Genomic DNA, 15400 nt, shown 5'->3' with positions numbered 1-15400 from the left:
ACACTATAGGAATCCGCCCGCAGCACCGTCAAGGCACGTTCATAAGGAAAAGCCTTACAGGACCGAGATTTAGCGCGATAAGGGAATGTGGAACGATTACCAAGGAGAAGAAAACACGAGAAAAATCAAACCCACGCAAGCAAATGGAGTTCGAAGTTAAAGTGATTTATGAAGAGTAAGATTTTTTCGGTATTACCAGAGAGGATCTGCTATCGAATCAAGCAGGGGAGGAAAAGGTGGAGAGTCGATCTGTAAGCCGGGTTTTGTCGAGGACAGTCATTCCTCTACGACGGCCATCACTGGACGCCTCTAGCAACCTACCCGGTTCCGACGCGGGCCACGCCTGATGGAACCCTATTTGGTCTTGCTCCGAGTGGGGTTTACCTAGCCACGAACTGTTGCCAGCCGTGCGGTGCGCTCTTACCGCACCTTTTCACCCTTACCGGCACCGAAGTGCTTAGGCGGTTATTTTCTGTGGCACTTTCCGTAGGCTCGCGCCTCCCAGGCGTTACCTGGCACTCTGCCCTATGGAGCCCGGACTTTCCTCCCCCTGCTGCTCACACAACAAAAAGTTGCGGAACGAAAACAGGCAGCGACTGTCCGATCGACTCTCCGCCGCCAAGGTTACCGGCACGCGCGCACAAGAACAAGCAATACCGGCATTTATATCAAACTGCCACTATTCGGCTTTCTGCTTTTCCAGGGCAAGTTGATACAAAAGGTTCTTGCGCACCCCGGTAATTTCCGCCGCCAGCGCCGCCGCCCGCTTCAGTGGCAACTCGGCCAATAGCAGGTCGAGCACTCGCTGGGCCTCGCCACTGATGGCCTGCTCGCCTTCCGGCGCGCTCCAGCCGCCCACCAGTACTACGCATTCACCGCGCTGCTGGTTGCTGTCGCCAGCAACGAACGCGCGCAGTTCGGCCAGCGGCAGGCCCTTGAGGGTCTCGAAGGTCTTGGTCAGTTCACGGGCCAGCAGTGCCGGGCGTTCGCCACCAAATACCAGCTCCATGTCTTCAAGGCATTCGAGGATACGGTGCGGGGCTTCATAGAAGATCAGCGTACGCGGCTCTTCCTTCACCTGCTCGAGGCGCGCCCGGCGCCCTGCCTGCTTGGCCGGCAGGAAGCCTTCGAAGATGAAGCGGTCCGACGGCAAGCCGGCCGCCGACAGTGCAGCGATCAAGGCGCAGGCGCCCGGCACCGGCACCACGCTCACCCCCGCAGCCCGCGCCTGGCGCACCAGGTGGTAGCCCGGGTCGGAAATCAGCGGTGTGCCGGCATCGGAAACCAGCGCCACGTTCTCGCCAGCCAGCAGCTTGGTGAGAAAACGCCCGCCCTCGTCACGCTCGTTGTGTTCATGACAGGCCGCCAGCGGCGTGTCGATGCCAAAGTGTTGCAGCAGGCGGATCGAATGGCGGGTGTCTTCGGCAGCGATCAGCGCCACATCCGCCAGCACCTTCAGCGCCCGGGCGCTCATGTCGTCGAGGTTGCCGATGGGGGTTGCCACCACATACAGCGTCCCCACCGTGGATTTCGAAGCCCCTGCCACATCAGTCACTGCGCACACCTGTCATTCGGATCAAAGGCGCCATTGTAGCCCGAGCGCCTGCAACAGGGCGCAAAGAACTTCGCCGGCGATCAGCTGCAAGCCACCTATAGTGAAGGATCAGCACAGCAACATCGCGCCCCGGCCAGTGCTTGGGTACAATTGCCGGCCAACTTGATCGAGTAACAGGACCTTTACATGATCGCTTGCCTGCGGCTGCTCACAGCCCTCTGCCTCGCTGCCCTGCTGGCAGCTTGCGCCAGCTCGCCCTCATCCAGCCTGGGCGAACTGCCGCGCACCCCGGACGCCAGCATCGAGCAACTGCTCGAAAAGGCCGCTTCCAGCAAGTCTGCGGAAGACGCCGCACTGCTGCGCCTGAGCGCGGCCGACCTGGCCTACAAGCAGAAGGATTTCCCACGCGCCGCACGCATTCTTGAGCAAGTCCCGCTGGACACGCTCAAGCCGGCCCAGCAAGTGTTCGCCAGCACCCTCGCGGCTGAGCTGGCCATGAGCCGCAACCAGCCCAAGGCGGCCCTCACCGCCCTGGCTCACCCCAGCCTGCAACGAGTACCCGAGCTGCCGGCAGAGCAGCAAGCGCGCACCTACAACGTGCACGCCGCCGCCCTGGAAGCCGACGGCCAGGCCCTGGCTGCCGCGCAACAGCGCGTGCTGCTGGCCCCGCTGCTCAGCGGCCAGGCTGCCAGCGCCAACAATGACGCTATCTGGGCCTTGGTCGCCTCGTTGCCGGCAGAACAACTGCAGCAGCCCGCCAACGACCAGACCCTGGCCGGCTGGACCAGCCTGGCCTTCGCCGTGAAAAGCGCCGGCACCCTGGAACAGCAGCAAGCGGCCATCGACACCTGGGTCAAACAGCACCCGGACCACCCTGCTGCCCAGCAACTGCCGCAGGCACTGACCAAGCTCAAGGAACTGGCCAGCCAGCCACTGACCAAAATTGCCCTGCTGCTGCCCCAGGAAGGCCCGCTGGCCGGTGTTGCCCGCGCCCTGCGTGACGGCTTCATGGCCGCCCACTTCCAGGCCCAGCAAGCCGGTCAGCCAGCGCCTGCGGTGCAGGTGTTCGACAGCTCGCGCATCGGCTCGCTCGACGATTTCTACAGCCAGGCCCAGGCCGCCGGCGTGCAACTGGTCATCGGCCCGCTTGAAAAGCCACTGGTCAAACAACTCGCCGCCAAACCACAACTGCCGATCACCACCCTGGCCCTGAATTACGCCGACGCCGGTCAAAAGGCCCCGCCGCAACTGTTCCAGTTCGGCCTGGCTGCCGAAGACGAAGCGCGCGAAGTAGCCCGCCGCGCCCGCGCCGACGGCATGGTCCGCGCCGTGGCTCTGGTGCCGAGTGGCGAATGGGGTGACCGCGTGCTGGCCGCCTTCCGCCAGGACTGGGAAGGCAATGGCGGCACCCTGCTCGCCGCCGAGCGCATCGCCCAGCCGGTTGCCCTGGCCCAGCAGATCGCCGACCTGTTCCAGCTGCGCCAGAGCGAAGGCCGCGCCAAGAGCCTGCAAAGCACGGTAGGCGGCAGCATTGCCGCACAACCGTCGCGCCGCCAGGATATCGATTTCATCTTCCTGGCCTCGACCCCGCAACAGGCCCAGCAGATCAAGCCGACCCTGAACTTCCAGTACGCCGGTGACGTACCGGTATACGCCACCTCGAACCTGTACAGCGCCAGCGGTGACGTCAACCAGTACAACGACATGAACGGCATCCGCTTCTGCGAAACGCCGTGGCTGCTCGACACCAGCAACAGCCTGCGCCAGCAGGTGGTACAGCAATGGCCGCAGGCCGCTGGCAGCCTTGGCCGCCTGTACGCCATGGGCGTCGATGCCTACAGCCTGGCGCCGCGCCTGGGCCAGCTGAAAGCGCTGCCGGACAACCGCGTCCAGGGCCTTTCGGGCAGCCTGAGCATCAACGCCAACCAGCGTATCGAGCGCCAGCTGCCATGGGCCGAGTTCGCCGGCGGCCAGGTCAAGCGCCTGCCTGACACCGCACGCTGATGGCAACAGCGTCGCCCACCAGCGCCGGGCAAGCAGCAGAAACCCAGGCCCTTGAGTACCTTCAAGGGCAGGGCCTGCAGCTGCTGGCGCGCAATTGGCGATGCAAAGGCGGTGAGCTTGATCTGGTCATGCTTGACGCCGATACAGTAGTATTCGTCGAAGTCCGCTACCGGTTGCACGCGTGCTTCGGTGGCGCCCTCGAAAGCATCGACGGGCGCAAGCAGAAACGGCTGGTGCTCGCCGCCAGCCTGTACCTGCAGAAGGCGCCCCACTGGGGCAACCACCCCTGCCGCTTCGACGTAGTCGCCCTGCAGGGCAGCCACCATGCAGGCAAACCGCTTCAATGGCTGAAAAACGCCTTCGAATGCTGAACCCACTTCGTTTTTTTTGCTCTATGTTTCGCGGGCTGGTCGTTGATGCGCGCAGCAAAGGCCACCGCCCCACTTAAGGTCACCAGATGGACATGCAATCCCGAATTCGCCGGCTGTTCCAGGCCAGCATCGATACCAAGCAACAGGCAATGGACATCCTGGCACCGCACATCGAGCAGGCCAGCCTGGTCATGGTCAATGCGCTGCTCAACGAGGGCAAGATGCTCGCCTGTGGCAACGGCGGCTCGGCCGGTGATGCCCAGCACTTTTCGTCGGAACTGCTCAACCGTTTCGAGCGCGAGCGCCCGAGCCTGCCAGCCATCGCGCTGACCACCGACAGCTCGACCCTGACCTCGATCGCCAACGACTACAGCTACAACGAAGTCTTTTCCAAGCAGATTCGCGCCCTGGGCCAGCCCGGCGACGTTCTGCTGGCGATCTCTACCAGCGGCAATTCGGCCAACGTGATCCAGGCGATCCAGGCTGCACACGACCGCGAAATGATTGTCGTAGCATTGACTGGCCGCGACGGCGGCGGCATGGCTTCACTGCTGCTGCCCGAAGACGTGGAAATCCGCGTACCTTCGACGGTTACCGCACGCATCCAGGAAGTCCACCTGCTGGCGATCCACTGCCTGTGCGATCTGATCGACAGCCAACTGTTCGGGAGTGAAGAATGACCCCTATGCGCCTCGGCCTGATGGCCCTGACCCTGTGCCTGAGCGTCACCGGTTGCAGCTCGGTACTCACCTCTACCCGCAATTCGCCGATCGAAGACGATCGCGGTACGCGCACCATTGGCAGCAAGATCGACGATTCGCTGATCGAGACCAAGGCCTCGGTGAACATTTCCAAGGCCAGCCCTGACCTGGACAAGGGCTCGCACATTGTTGTCAGCAGCTACAACGGCATCGTCCTGCTGGCCGGCCAAACCCCACGCGCCGACCTCAAGAGCCTCGCCGAGCAGACCGCCGGCCAGGTACAGCGCGTCAAGAAAGTGCACAACGAGCTGCAGGTGATGCAGCCCTCCTCCATCCTGGCACGCAACAACGACGCCTGGCTGACCACCAAGATCAAGACCCAGATGCTGGGTGACAGTGCCGTGCCAAGCTCGCGCATCAAGGTGATCACCGAGAACGGTATCGTCTACCTGCTCGGCCTGGTAACACAAAAGGAGGCCAACTCGGCCACCGCAGTGGTGCAGGGCGTGTCGGGCGTGCAGAAGATCGTCAAGCTGTTCGAGTACATCGACTGATTCATTGCTGTCTGCACCGGCCTCTTCGCGGGTTTACCCGCGAAAGGGCCAGTACAAGCAACAACAATGCCCCACCTTTCAGAAACCCAGGAAACACCGCATGAAAAAGCTTCTGCTGCCTGCCCTGCTGATCGGCACCTTCGCCACCCTGGCCGGCTGCTCCACCCCAAGCCTGATCACCCTCAACGATGGCCGTGAAATCCAGGCTGTCGACGCACCGAAGTACGACCGCGACGCAGGCTTCTACGAGTTCCAGCAACTCGATGGCAAGCGCACCCGCATCAACAAGGACCAGGTACGCACTATCAGCGACCTGTAACCCGAAGTCGGCAAAGAAAAAGGCGATCCGGTTGGATCGCCTTTTTTGTTACTTGACCACTTTCAGGCTTGGCCGACCACTTGGGCGCGGCGGTTGGCCCCCACCTTCTGGCGGGCCATCGTCGTCCGGCTGTACATCATCGTCTTCCAGCTCGTCGCCATCCATCGATGACTCCAGTTCGAAGACCATGCCCTGGCCATTTTCGCGGGCATAAATACCCAGGATGGCGCCAACCGGCACAAACAGCGAATGGGCCACGCCACTGAAGCGGCCCTCGAAGCTGACCGCGTCGTTATCCATGTGCAGACTGCGCACGGCACTTGGCGAAATATTCAGGACGATCTGGCCATCACTGGCGAAACCATCCGGCACCTGCACTTTCGGGTATTCGGCATTGACCAGCATATGGGGCGTGCAATCGTTGTCGACGATCCACTCATACAGTGCTCGAACCAGATAGGGGCGACTGGAGTTCATCAACAGCTCCTTAAAGCTTGCGCATTTCACGTTCTACGGAGGACAGGCTCGCCAGGAAAGGCTCGCGGGCAAACTGCCGCTCCATGTAATCCAGCAGCGGCTTGGCTTGCCGCGGCAATTCGATACCCAACACTGGCAAGCGCCAGAGTATGGGCAATAGACAACAATCGACCAGGCTTTGATCCTCACTCATGAAACAGGCGTACTCACCGAACAATGGCGAGACGCCGGTGAGGCTTTCGCGCAGGGCCTTGCGCGCCTCGACACGGGCTGCCTCGGTGCTGCGCGAGTCCAGCACGGTGTCGGCCAGGGCACACCAGTCGCGCTGGATGCGGTGCATCAGCAAACGGCTGTTACCCCGTGCAACCGGGTACACCGGCATCAGCGGCGGGTGCGGGTAACGCTCCTCGAGGTATTCCATCACCACGGTCGACTCATACAACGCCAGGTCACGGTCGACCAAGGTCGGCACACTGCCGTAAGGATTTACCTCGGCCAGCTTGGCCGGCAGGCGACTGGGGTCGACATCGATGACCTGCACGCTGACACCCTTCTCGGCCAGCACAAGGCGTACCCGATGAGAATAGTGATCAGCGGGATCGGAATAGCAGGCTAACCTGTTGGTTGCGCCCATGTAGCGGCTCCTCGCACGGGATGCTTGTACAACTGTAAATGAAAACGCGCCTGGGGCCCCCTGGCAAAACTGCCAGGGCGCCCCAGGCGCGTTCAACAACCAGAAACTACTGCGTGATCAGTGCACGTCCTTCCAGTATTCACGCTTGAGCAAATAGGCGAATACGAAGAAGAAAGCCAGGTACAGCAACACGTAGGTACCAATGCGCTGGCTTTCCAGTTTGACCGGGTTGGCCGAATAGGCCAGGAAGGTCACCAGGTTCTTGACCTTCTCGTCGAACTGCTCGGTGGTCAGGGTACCGGATTTCGGCGTGATGGTCAGCTGGTCACAGGCTTCGTGGGTGATCGGGCTGCCGGTCAACGGGTCGAATTGCTTCTTGCCATCGATTACCGTCTGCACCTGCTTGCAGCCAATCACCTGGTTACCCTGCAAGCCAACCAGCACGTTAGGCATGCCCACGTTCGGGAACACCTTGTTGTTCACCCCGTAAGGCCGCGATGGGTCCTCGTAGAAGCTGCGCAGATAGGTGTACAGCCAGTCGGTACCCCGCACACGGGCGACCAGGGTCAGGTCGGGCGGCGCGGCACCGAACCAGGTCTTGGCGTCACTGGGCTTCATGCCGATCTGCATGTGGTCACCGATCTTGGCACCGGTGAACACCAGCTTTTCGAGCATCAGCTCGTGGGGGATACCCAGGTCATCGGCCACCCGCTCGTAACGCTGGAACTTGGCACTGTGGCAGCCCATGCAATAGTTGGCAAAGGTGCGCGCACCGTCCTGCATGGCGGCCTTGTCGGTCAGGTCGATATCGGCCTTGTCCAGCTCCAGGCCGTGTTCGGCAGCGAAGGAAAAGGCAGGCATCACTGCCAGCAAAAATACTGCAATAAACTTTTTCATCAGCCAGTCACCCTTTCCGGAACCGGTTTGGTCTTCTCAAGCCTTGTGTAGAACGGCATTAGCAGGAAGTAGGCGAAGTACAACACCGTGCACACCTGCGACAGCAAGGTACGCCCAGGTGTCGGCGCCAGTACGCCCAGCACGCCGAGGATGACGAAGGCCACGCAGAACACCAGCAGGAAGACCTTGCTGATCCAGCCCTTGTAACGCATGGAACGCACCGGGCTGCGGTCGAGCCAGGGCAGTACGAACAGCACGGCGATGGCCGCGCCCATGGCAATGACGCCCATCAGCTTGTCAGGCACCGCCCGCAAGATTGCGTAGAACGGTGTGAAGTACCACACCGGTGCGATGTGCTCAGGCGTCTTGAAGGCGTTGGCCTGCTCAAAGTTCGGTTTTTCCAGGAAGTAACCGCCCATTTCCGGGAAGAAGAACACCACGGCGCAGAACACGAAGAGGAACACCACCACGCCGACGATATCCTTGACGGTGTAGTACGGGTGGAACGGAATGCCGTCCAGCGGAATGCCGTTTTCGTCCTTTTTCTTCTTGATATCGACACCATCGGGGTTGTTCGAACCCACTTCGTGCAGGGCAAGAATGTGCAGCACTACCAGGCCAAGAATCACGATTGGCAGGGCGACCACATGCAGGGCGAAGAAGCGGTTCAGGGTGATGCCCGAAATCAGGTAGTCACCACGGATCCACTGGGTGAGATCGTCACCGATCACCGGAATGGCACCGAACAGCGAGATGATCACCTGGGCACCCCAGTACGACATCTGGCCCCACGGCAGCAGGTAGCCCATGAAGGCTTCGGCCATCAGCGCCAGGTAGATCAGCATGCCGAAAAGCCAGACCAGCTCGCGCGGCTTCTGGTAGGAGCCATAGAGCAGGCCGCGGAACATGTGCAGGTAGACCACGATGAAGAACGCAGACGCACCGGTGGAGTGCAGGTAGCGCAGGATCCAGCCGTATTCCACGTCACGCATGATGTACTCGACCGAGGCGAACGCCTCTTCCGCCGAGGGCGTGAAGCTCATGGTCAGCCACACACCGGTGACGATCTGATTGACCAGCACCAACAATGCCAGGGAGCCGAAGAAGTACAGGAAGTTGAAGTTCTTGGGCGCGTAATACTTGCTCAGGTGGTCTTCCCACATCTTGGTGGCGGGGAAGCGAGCATCAATCCAGTCCATGAACTTGCTCATCATGCGTTCTCCTGATCGACGCCGATGACAATGATGTCGTCCGTCTCGTAAGAGTGCGGCGGCACTGGCAGGTTGAGAGGTGCCGGCTGCGACTTGTAGACACGGCCAGCCAGGTCGTAGTGGGAACCGTGGCACGGGCAGAAATAGCCACCCACCCACTTCGGACCAAGGTCAGCAGGCGCAACTTCCGGGCGGAAGGTGGGCGAACAGCCCAGATGCGTGCACAGGCCGACGAGAATGAGGATTTCCGGCTTGATCGAGCGAACCTCAGGGTCGACGTAGGTCGGCTGCACCGAGGCCTTGGACTCGGGATCAGACAGGTCACCCGTGATTTTTTTCAGGTTGCCGAGGATTTCCTGCGTTCGCCGCACGATGAATACCGGCTGACCACGCCATTCGGCCACCATCTGCTGCCCGGCCTCGACCTTGGCGATATTGACCTTCACCGGTGCACCCGCGGCTTTCGCCTTGGCACTGGGAAACCATGACCCCACGAACGGTACCGCAGCCCCCACTGCCCCCGCCGCCCCGACCACGGATGTCGCGGCTACGAGGAAGCGGCGCCGGCCTGCGTTGACGCCGTCATTGCTCATTCAGTCCTCTCCCATCAGCTTGCTTGGCCTGTTGAATCAGGCTCGTACTTAGGTTGTGTCAATGGCACTAAAATTTGGCCGTCATGGTAAGAAACAAATCCACACACTGACAAGGTGATTACCCCGACATGGGCGACAACCCGCGCTTTGCTTGATCTGCGTCTATGCGACAAGCGGCCACTGACATGCTGACAGGTTAGTTCAAGCCAAAAAAAAAGCCCGGTTCCAAGGAACCGGGCTTTTTTCGACTGCCGAAGCGGTATTAACGCTTGGAGTACTGAGGACGCTTACGCGCTTTACGCAGACCCACTTTCTTACGCTCGACTTCACGAGCGTCGCGGGTGACGTAGCCAGCACGACGCAGAGCGCCACGCAGGGTTTCGTCGTATTCCATCAGAGCGCGGGTGATACCGTGACGGATCGCACCGGCTTGACCGCTGACACCACCACCGGAAACGGTGACGTAGATGTCGAACTTCTCAACGGTTTCGGTCAGCTCGAGTGGCTGGCGAACAACCATGCGAGCGGTTTCGCGACCGAAGAACACGTCCAGAGAACGGTTGTTGATGGAGATGTTACCAGTACCCGGACGCAGGAATACGCGAGCGGTTGCGGTCTTGCGACGGCCAGTGCCGTAATTTTGAGTCGCCGACATAATGAACTATCCCGTTAGATCTTCAGTTCTTGAGGCTGCTGAGCAGTGTGTGGGTGAGCAGCACCCGCGTACACTTTCAGCTTGCGGTACATGTCGCGACCCAGCGGGTTCTTAGGCAGCATGCCTTTGACCGCGGTTTCGATAACACGCTCAGGGGCCTTGGCGATCAACTTCTCGAAGTTGATTTCCTTGATACCGCCCGGGAAGCCGGAGTGGGAGTAGTACATTTTGTCGGAAGACTTGGCACCAGTCACACGAACCTGCTCGGCGTTGATAACGACGATGTAGTCGCCGGTGTCAACGTGAGGGGTGTATTCTGGTTTGTGTTTGCCACGCAGACGGGTAGCGATTTCAGTAGCCAGACGACCCAGGGTCTGGCCAGCGGCGTCGACTACGAACCACTCGCGCTTTACTGTTTCCGGTTTAGCAGTAAAAGTTTTCATTCTCTAAAGCCTCAGAGGCCGCCCAGCGAAAAATAGACGGCGAATCTTACTGGATAGTGCACACGTTGCCAAGAGCAAGCGCGCAGCCGAACACAGACGCTTTTGGGGGCTCGGGTCGGGCACGCCAATGTTCGACGGGGTTCTTCCTGCGTGATGGTGCATCACTTCCGCCACGCGGAGAGGGGCTGAATTATCCAGATTGCGAGAAAAATTTCAACCTGCTTTGATAGGTATCTATTGCCAAGGAGTGTCTAACCGATGGAATACCGCCAGCTCGGCCGTACCGACCTCAATGTCAGCGCCCTGTGCCTGGGCACCATGACCTGGGGCGAACAGAACGTTCAGGCCGAAGCCTTCGAACAGATTGCCCGGGCCAAGGCCGCCGGGATCAACTTCATCGACACCGCCGAGATGTACCCGGTGCCGCCCCGCCCGGAAACCTACGCAGCCACCGAGCGCATCATCGGCAACTGGTTCCGTGACAACGGTGATCGCGACGACTGGGTGCTGGCCAGCAAGGTTGCAGGCCCTGGCAACGGCATCAGCCACATCCGCGACGGCCAGCTCAAGCACAACCGCCAGCACATCGTCGCGGCCCTGGAGGAGAGCCTGAAGCGCCTGCAGACCGACCGTATCGACCTGTACCAGCTGCACTGGCCGGAACGCAGCACCAACTTCTTCGGCAAGCTGGGCTACCAGCACCTGCCCCAGGACCACTTCACTCCGCTGGAAGAAACCCTCGAAGTACTCGACGAGCAGGTGCGGGCGGGCAAGATCCGCCACATCGGCCTGTCCAACGAAACGCCGTGGGGCACCATGAAGTTCCTGCAACTGGCCGAAAGCCGAGGCTGGCCGCGGGCGGTATCGATCCAGAACCCGTACAACCTGCTAAACCGCAGCTTCGAGGTGGGCCTGGCGGAAGTGGCCATCCGTGAGCAGTGCGGCCTGCTGGCCTATTCGCCGCTGGCGTTCGGCATGCTCTCGGGCAAGTACGAGAACGGCGCACGGCCGGGCAACGCGCGCCTGACCCTGTTCAGCCGCTTTGCCCGCTATTCAAACCCGCAGACCGTGGCAGCCTGCAGCCGGTACGTGCAACTGGCCCGCGAGCACGGCCTGGACCCGGCGCAGATGGCCCTGGCGTTCGTCACCCGGCAGCCGTTCGTGACCAGCAACATCATTGGCGCGACCAGCCTGCAGCAGCTGGACAGCAACCTGGCGAGCCTTGACCTGAGCCTGAGCGATGAGTTGCTGGCAGCAATCGAGGCGATTCACCAGGAGCAGCCGAACCCGGCGCCTTGAGCTGAAAGGGGCCGCTTCGCGGCCCCGCTGTTACACGGGGTAGACACAATCGCCAAAAAATAAGACGATCCAGCCGGTGATTGACCACTCTACCCTATAAGAACAATGACAATGATGTTTACCCAACCCTCCGCGTCGCTGCGGCGCGTCAGCATCCTGGCCATTGACAAGGTGTTTGCTTCGACCTTGATGCAGGCCAAGGATTTCTTCCATCTCGCCAGCCTGCGTTACAGCAAGCAGCTGGGCCTGGGCTTGCAGCCCATGTTCGAGATCCACCTGGTGAGCCCCGACGGCCAGCCCGTGGACAGCTTCAGTAATGTTCAGCTACCGGTCGACGGCGGCCTGGACGACGCCGATGTGATCATCCTCCCGGCCTACTGGGACGATTTCGACAACCTCCTGCAACGTTACCCACAGGTGCTGCCATGGCTGCGTGAACAGCATGCCCGCGGTGCGGTGCTGTGCGCCGAGGCCAGTGGTGTGTTCTGGCTCGCCGAATCCGGCCTGCTCGATGGCAAGGAGGCGACGACCTACTGGCGCTTCTTCACCAGCTTTGCCGAACGCTTTCCGAAGATCCGGCTGAACCAGGACAAGCACCTGACCGACGCCGACAATATCTATTGCGCCGGCGGCGCCACTTCGGCCTGCGACCTGTACATCTACCTGATCGAGCGCTTCTGCGGCGCCAATGTGGCCCGCGCCGCGGCCCGCGACATCCTCTACGAAGTGCAGCGCAACTACACCCCGGGGCGCATGGGCTTTGGCGGGCAGAAGCTGCATCAGGACCTGATCATTCTGCAGATCCAGCATTGGCTGGAGGAACACTTCGCCGACAAGTTCCGCTTCGAGGATGTGGCCCGCAACCACGGCATGAGCATCCGCAACTTCATGCGCCGCTTCCAGGGCGCGACAGGTGACAAGCCGCTGCACTACCTGCAACGGCTGCGGATCGAGACCGCCAAGGGGTTGCTGTCGAGCACGCGCAAGAGCATCAAGACCATCAGCTACGAAGTTGGCTATGACGATGCCAGTTTCTTTGCGCGGCTTTTCCGTCAGCACACCGAGCTGTCGCCGAACCAGTATCGGCAGCAGTTCATGCAAGAGGCTTGAGCGCCATGGGGCTGCTTTGCAGCCCCAGGTTCTTATGGCTTGTGCGCGCGCGACAGGAATTCGTGCGACTGCATCTCCAGCAACCGGCTCAGGGTGCGCTGGAACTCGAAGCTCAGGCGCCCGCCGGTGTACAGGTCTTTGAGCTCCACCTCGGCCGAGATGATCAGCTTGACGTTGCGGTCGTAGAACTCGTCCACCATGTTGATGAAACGACGGGCGATGTCGTCGGTGGCGACACCCATCTGCTCCACATTGCTCAACAGCACGGCGTGGAAGATCTTGCCCAGTTCGATGTAGTCGTTCTGGCTGCGCGGCCCATCGCACAGGGCGCGGAAGTCGAACCAGGCGACATCGTCACAGGTGCGCAGGGCATTGATCGGACGGTTCTCGATCATCAGCACATCGTTCTCGACCGCCTGGGTGCACTCAGGCGTCAGCGCCTTGAAGCTGGCGCGCATGCTCTGGTGCGCCGCATCGTTGAGCGGGTAGTGGAACAGTTCGGCCTGCTCCAGGTGACGCAGGCGGTAGTCGACCCCACTGTCAACGTTCACCACGTCGGTGAACTGCTTGATCATGGCAATGGCAGGCAGGAAGCGTGCGCGTTGCAGGCCGTCCTTGTACAGGCCGTCCGGCACGATGTTGGAGGTGGCTACAAGCGACACGCCGTTCTTGAACAGCTCTTCCATCAGGGTGCCGAGGATCATGGCGTCGGTAATGTCCGACACGAAGAATTCGTCGAAGCAGATCACCCTGGCTTCGTCGCTGAAGCGCTTGGCGATGATGGTCAGCGGGTTCTTCTCGCCCTTGAGGGTTTTCATTTCCTCGTGCACACGCTTCATGAAGCGGTGGAAGTGCGTACGCATCTTCTGCTTGAACGGCAGCGCTTCGTAGAAGGTATCGACCAGGTAGGTCTTGCCTCGCCCTACCCCACCCCAGAAGTACAGGCCCTTGACCGGGGTCTGCTCCTTCTTGCCGAACAGCTTGCCAAACACGCCCGGCTTGTTGTTCTGCGCCTGTACCAGGTCGTCGTACAGGCGCTGCAGGTGACGCACCGCAGTTTCCTGCGCCGCGTCATGGAAGAAGTCGGGACGTTTCAGATCTGCTTGATAGCGTTCTAAGGGAGTCATGATTCGTTAGCGAGGCAACAAAAAACGGGCCGTCACTGTAGCGACAGGCCCGCTTAATGGCAATCAGACTTGCGTCAATATGCCTCAGTCCTGCTGTGGTGCCAGGGCATCACGCAGGCTTTGAATGGCCGCATCACGGGCTTGGGCGCTGTCGAACTGCGGCCCGTCGGCAACCTGCTCGCCATTGAGCCACAGGCCGAAGCTCAAGCCTTCGACCCGTACATCAGCCTCGCCACCCTGCTGAAGCTGCTTGCTCACGGCGCCGGCGCTCTTGCCGTCGGCGAAGCTGCGCGACAGCAGCAGTTGCTCGCCGTCAGCGGCCAGCAGGCGGAAGCGGAAGCTGCCGTCTTCGTCGCGGAAGCTGACGAAGCGTGCGCTCTTGGCGGCCTTCTTCTTCACCTCGGTGCCGGCTTGCACACCGCTACGGAACGAACGCAGGCCAACGGCTTCGCGCAGTTGCTCGAGGAACGGCGTGGCAATCTTGCGTGCCTTGGCGGCGCCGGCCAGCAGGATGTCTTCCAGGTCCGCCGGGCGGGCGATCAACTGGTGGTAGTACTCGCGTTTTTCGGCCAATTGGCCATCCAGCAGCTGGAACAGGCGCTGCTTGGCATCGCCCCAGCCCAGGCCCTGCAGCAGCTCTTCGCGGAATTCGGCGCATTGCTGCGGCGTCGAGAAGGCCTGGTACAGGGTGAACAGGTGCGAATTGTCCGGATCTTTCGCTTCGCCTGGCGCGCGCGAGTCAGTGACGATGCGCGAGATGGCGTCCTTCATGTCCTTGGCGCTGGTAAACAACGGGATGGTGTTGTCATAGCTCTTGGACATCTTGCGCCCGTCCAGGCCTGGCAACGTGGCCACGCTTTCCTCGATCACAGCCTCCGGCAGGGCGAAGAAGTCCCGGCCCTGGCCGAACAGGTGGTTGAAGCGCTGGCCGATGTCGCGGGCCATTTCCACGTGCTGGATCTGGTCACGGCCGACCGGCACCTTGTGGGCGTTGAACATCAGGATGTCGGCGGCCATCAGTACCGGGTAGCTGAACAGGCCCATGGTCACGCCGGCGTCCGGGTCTTCGCCGTTCTCGACGTTCTTGTCCACCGAGGCCTTGTAGGCATGCGCGCGGTTCAGCAGGCCCTTGGCGGCAACGCAGGTCAGCAGCCAGGTCAGCTCGGGGATTTCCGGGATGTCGGACTGGCGGTAGAAGGTCACCTTGTCCGGGTCCAGGCCACCAGCCAGCCAGGTGGCGGCTATCTCCAGGCGCGAACGCTGGATACGCAGCGGGTCGTCGCACTTGATCAAGGCGTGGTAGTCGGCCAGGAAGTAGAACGAGTCGGCACCGGGCTGCTGGCTGGCACGGATCGCAGGGCGAATGGCGCCGGCGTAGTTGCCCAGGTGCGGAGTGCCGGTGGTGGTGATACCGGTAAGAATGCGCGTGGTCATGGGTGTTCGCTTATTC

At 61.2% G+C, this 15400-nt stretch carries 17 protein-coding genes and 1 other RNA gene; 7 read left to right on the top strand and 11 right to left on the bottom strand.

What is annotated here, in order from left to right:
* Nucleotides 1-236: 236 nt before the first annotated feature.
* Nucleotides 237-612: RNase P RNA component class A (gene rnpB / locus SB756_RS12415), an RNA gene on the bottom strand.
* Nucleotides 613-679: 67 nt separating this feature from the next.
* Nucleotides 680-1555: a 16S rRNA (cytidine(1402)-2'-O)-methyltransferase gene (rsmI, locus tag SB756_RS12410; RefSeq protein WP_341796715.1), complete on the bottom strand. Its 876-nt coding sequence runs from the start codon at nucleotides 1553-1555 to the stop codon at nucleotides 680-682.
* A gap of 186 nt (nucleotides 1556-1741) precedes the next feature.
* Between rsmI and SB756_RS12405 the strand changes: the two genes are divergently transcribed.
* The 5 genes from SB756_RS12405 (at nucleotide 1742) to SB756_RS12385 (ending at nucleotide 5504) form a co-directional block, all read left to right on the top strand.
* Nucleotides 1742-3559 (top strand): penicillin-binding protein activator, encoded by a 1818-nt coding sequence (locus SB756_RS12405; protein ID WP_410910905.1) that lies wholly within the window; start codon nucleotides 1742-1744, stop codon nucleotides 3557-3559.
* Nucleotides 3559-3930: a YraN family protein gene (locus tag SB756_RS12400; protein ID WP_341796717.1), complete on the top strand. Its 372-nt coding sequence runs from the start codon at nucleotides 3559-3561 to the stop codon at nucleotides 3928-3930. The genes SB756_RS12405 and SB756_RS12400 overlap by 1 nt, the downstream gene beginning before the upstream one ends.
* An 86-nt stretch (nucleotides 3931-4016) precedes the next feature.
* Entirely contained in the window at nucleotides 4017-4610 is a 594-nt protein-coding gene (locus SB756_RS12395) for a phosphoheptose isomerase (protein ID WP_012274070.1), read from the top strand.
* The gene (locus SB756_RS12390) at nucleotides 4607-5185 is read left to right on the top strand and encodes a BON domain-containing protein (protein ID WP_016498037.1); all 579 of its coding nucleotides are present in this window, start codon (nucleotides 4607-4609) and stop codon (nucleotides 5183-5185) included. Before SB756_RS12395 ends, SB756_RS12390 begins: the two co-directional genes overlap by 4 nt.
* Before the next feature lie 100 nt (nucleotides 5186-5285).
* The gene (locus tag SB756_RS12385) at nucleotides 5286-5504 is read left to right on the top strand and encodes a YgdI/YgdR family lipoprotein (protein WP_016488976.1); all 219 of its coding nucleotides are present in this window, start codon (nucleotides 5286-5288) and stop codon (nucleotides 5502-5504) included.
* 48 nt (nucleotides 5505-5552) lie between these two features.
* Here SB756_RS12385 and SB756_RS12380 read toward each other — a convergent pair whose 3' ends face one another.
* The 7 genes from SB756_RS12380 to rplM form a co-directional block, all read right to left on the bottom strand.
* A complete protein-coding gene (locus SB756_RS12380; protein WP_258653920.1) occupies nucleotides 5553-5981 on the bottom strand; it encodes a ClpXP protease specificity-enhancing factor in 429 nt (142 codons plus the stop codon).
* Between the two features lie 10 nt (nucleotides 5982-5991).
* Nucleotides 5992-6615: a glutathione S-transferase N-terminal domain-containing protein gene (locus SB756_RS12375; RefSeq protein WP_016498035.1), complete on the bottom strand. Its 624-nt coding sequence runs from the start codon at nucleotides 6613-6615 to the stop codon at nucleotides 5992-5994.
* Between the two features lie 117 nt (nucleotides 6616-6732).
* Nucleotides 6733-7512 (bottom strand): cytochrome c1, encoded by a 780-nt coding sequence (locus SB756_RS12370; RefSeq protein ID WP_341796719.1) that lies wholly within the window; start codon nucleotides 7510-7512, stop codon nucleotides 6733-6735.
* A complete protein-coding gene (locus SB756_RS12365; RefSeq protein ID WP_003251825.1) occupies nucleotides 7512-8723 on the bottom strand; it encodes a cytochrome b in 1212 nt (403 codons plus the stop codon). The genes SB756_RS12370 and SB756_RS12365 overlap by 1 nt, the downstream gene beginning before the upstream one ends.
* Entirely contained in the window at nucleotides 8723-9316 is a 594-nt protein-coding gene (gene petA, locus SB756_RS12360; protein ID WP_016498033.1) for a ubiquinol-cytochrome c reductase iron-sulfur subunit, read from the bottom strand. Before petA ends, SB756_RS12365 begins: the two co-directional genes overlap by 1 nt.
* 262 nt (nucleotides 9317-9578) lie before the next feature.
* A complete protein-coding gene (gene rpsI, locus SB756_RS12355; RefSeq protein ID WP_003260797.1) occupies nucleotides 9579-9971 on the bottom strand; it encodes a 30S ribosomal protein S9 in 393 nt (130 codons plus the stop codon).
* 14 nt (nucleotides 9972-9985) lie between these two features.
* Nucleotides 9986-10414: a 50S ribosomal protein L13 gene (rplM, locus tag SB756_RS12350; protein ID WP_003251819.1), complete on the bottom strand. Its 429-nt coding sequence runs from the start codon at nucleotides 10412-10414 to the stop codon at nucleotides 9986-9988.
* Nucleotides 10415-10672: 258 nt separating this feature from the next.
* Here rplM and SB756_RS12345 point away from each other — a divergent pair, with 258 nt between their 5' ends.
* The gene (locus SB756_RS12345) at nucleotides 10673-11713 is read left to right on the top strand and encodes an NADP(H)-dependent aldo-keto reductase (protein ID WP_341796720.1); all 1041 of its coding nucleotides are present in this window, start codon (nucleotides 10673-10675) and stop codon (nucleotides 11711-11713) included.
* Nucleotides 11714-11902: 189 nt separating this feature from the next.
* Nucleotides 11903-12823, top strand: a complete 921-nt coding sequence (locus SB756_RS12340; RefSeq protein WP_341798924.1) for a GlxA family transcriptional regulator — start codon at nucleotides 11903-11905, stop codon at nucleotides 12821-12823.
* Between the two features lie 32 nt (nucleotides 12824-12855).
* On the opposite strand, the gene zapE is transcribed toward SB756_RS12340, so the two are convergent.
* Nucleotides 12856-13950: a cell division protein ZapE gene (gene zapE / locus SB756_RS12335; protein WP_016498030.1), complete on the bottom strand. Its 1095-nt coding sequence runs from the start codon at nucleotides 13948-13950 to the stop codon at nucleotides 12856-12858.
* Nucleotides 13951-14034: 84 nt separating this feature from the next.
* Nucleotides 14035-15384, bottom strand: a complete 1350-nt coding sequence (locus SB756_RS12330) for a tryptophan--tRNA ligase (protein ID WP_341796721.1) — start codon at nucleotides 15382-15384, stop codon at nucleotides 14035-14037.
* Nucleotides 15385-15400 lie beyond the last annotated feature (16 nt).

Origin of the sequence: Pseudomonas sp. SIMBA_068, assembly GCF_046534705.1 — a bacterium.
Taxonomy (GTDB): Bacteria; Pseudomonadota; Gammaproteobacteria; order Pseudomonadales; family Pseudomonadaceae; genus Aquipseudomonas; species Aquipseudomonas putida.
This window is presented reverse-complemented; position numbering and strand designations above follow the sequence as displayed.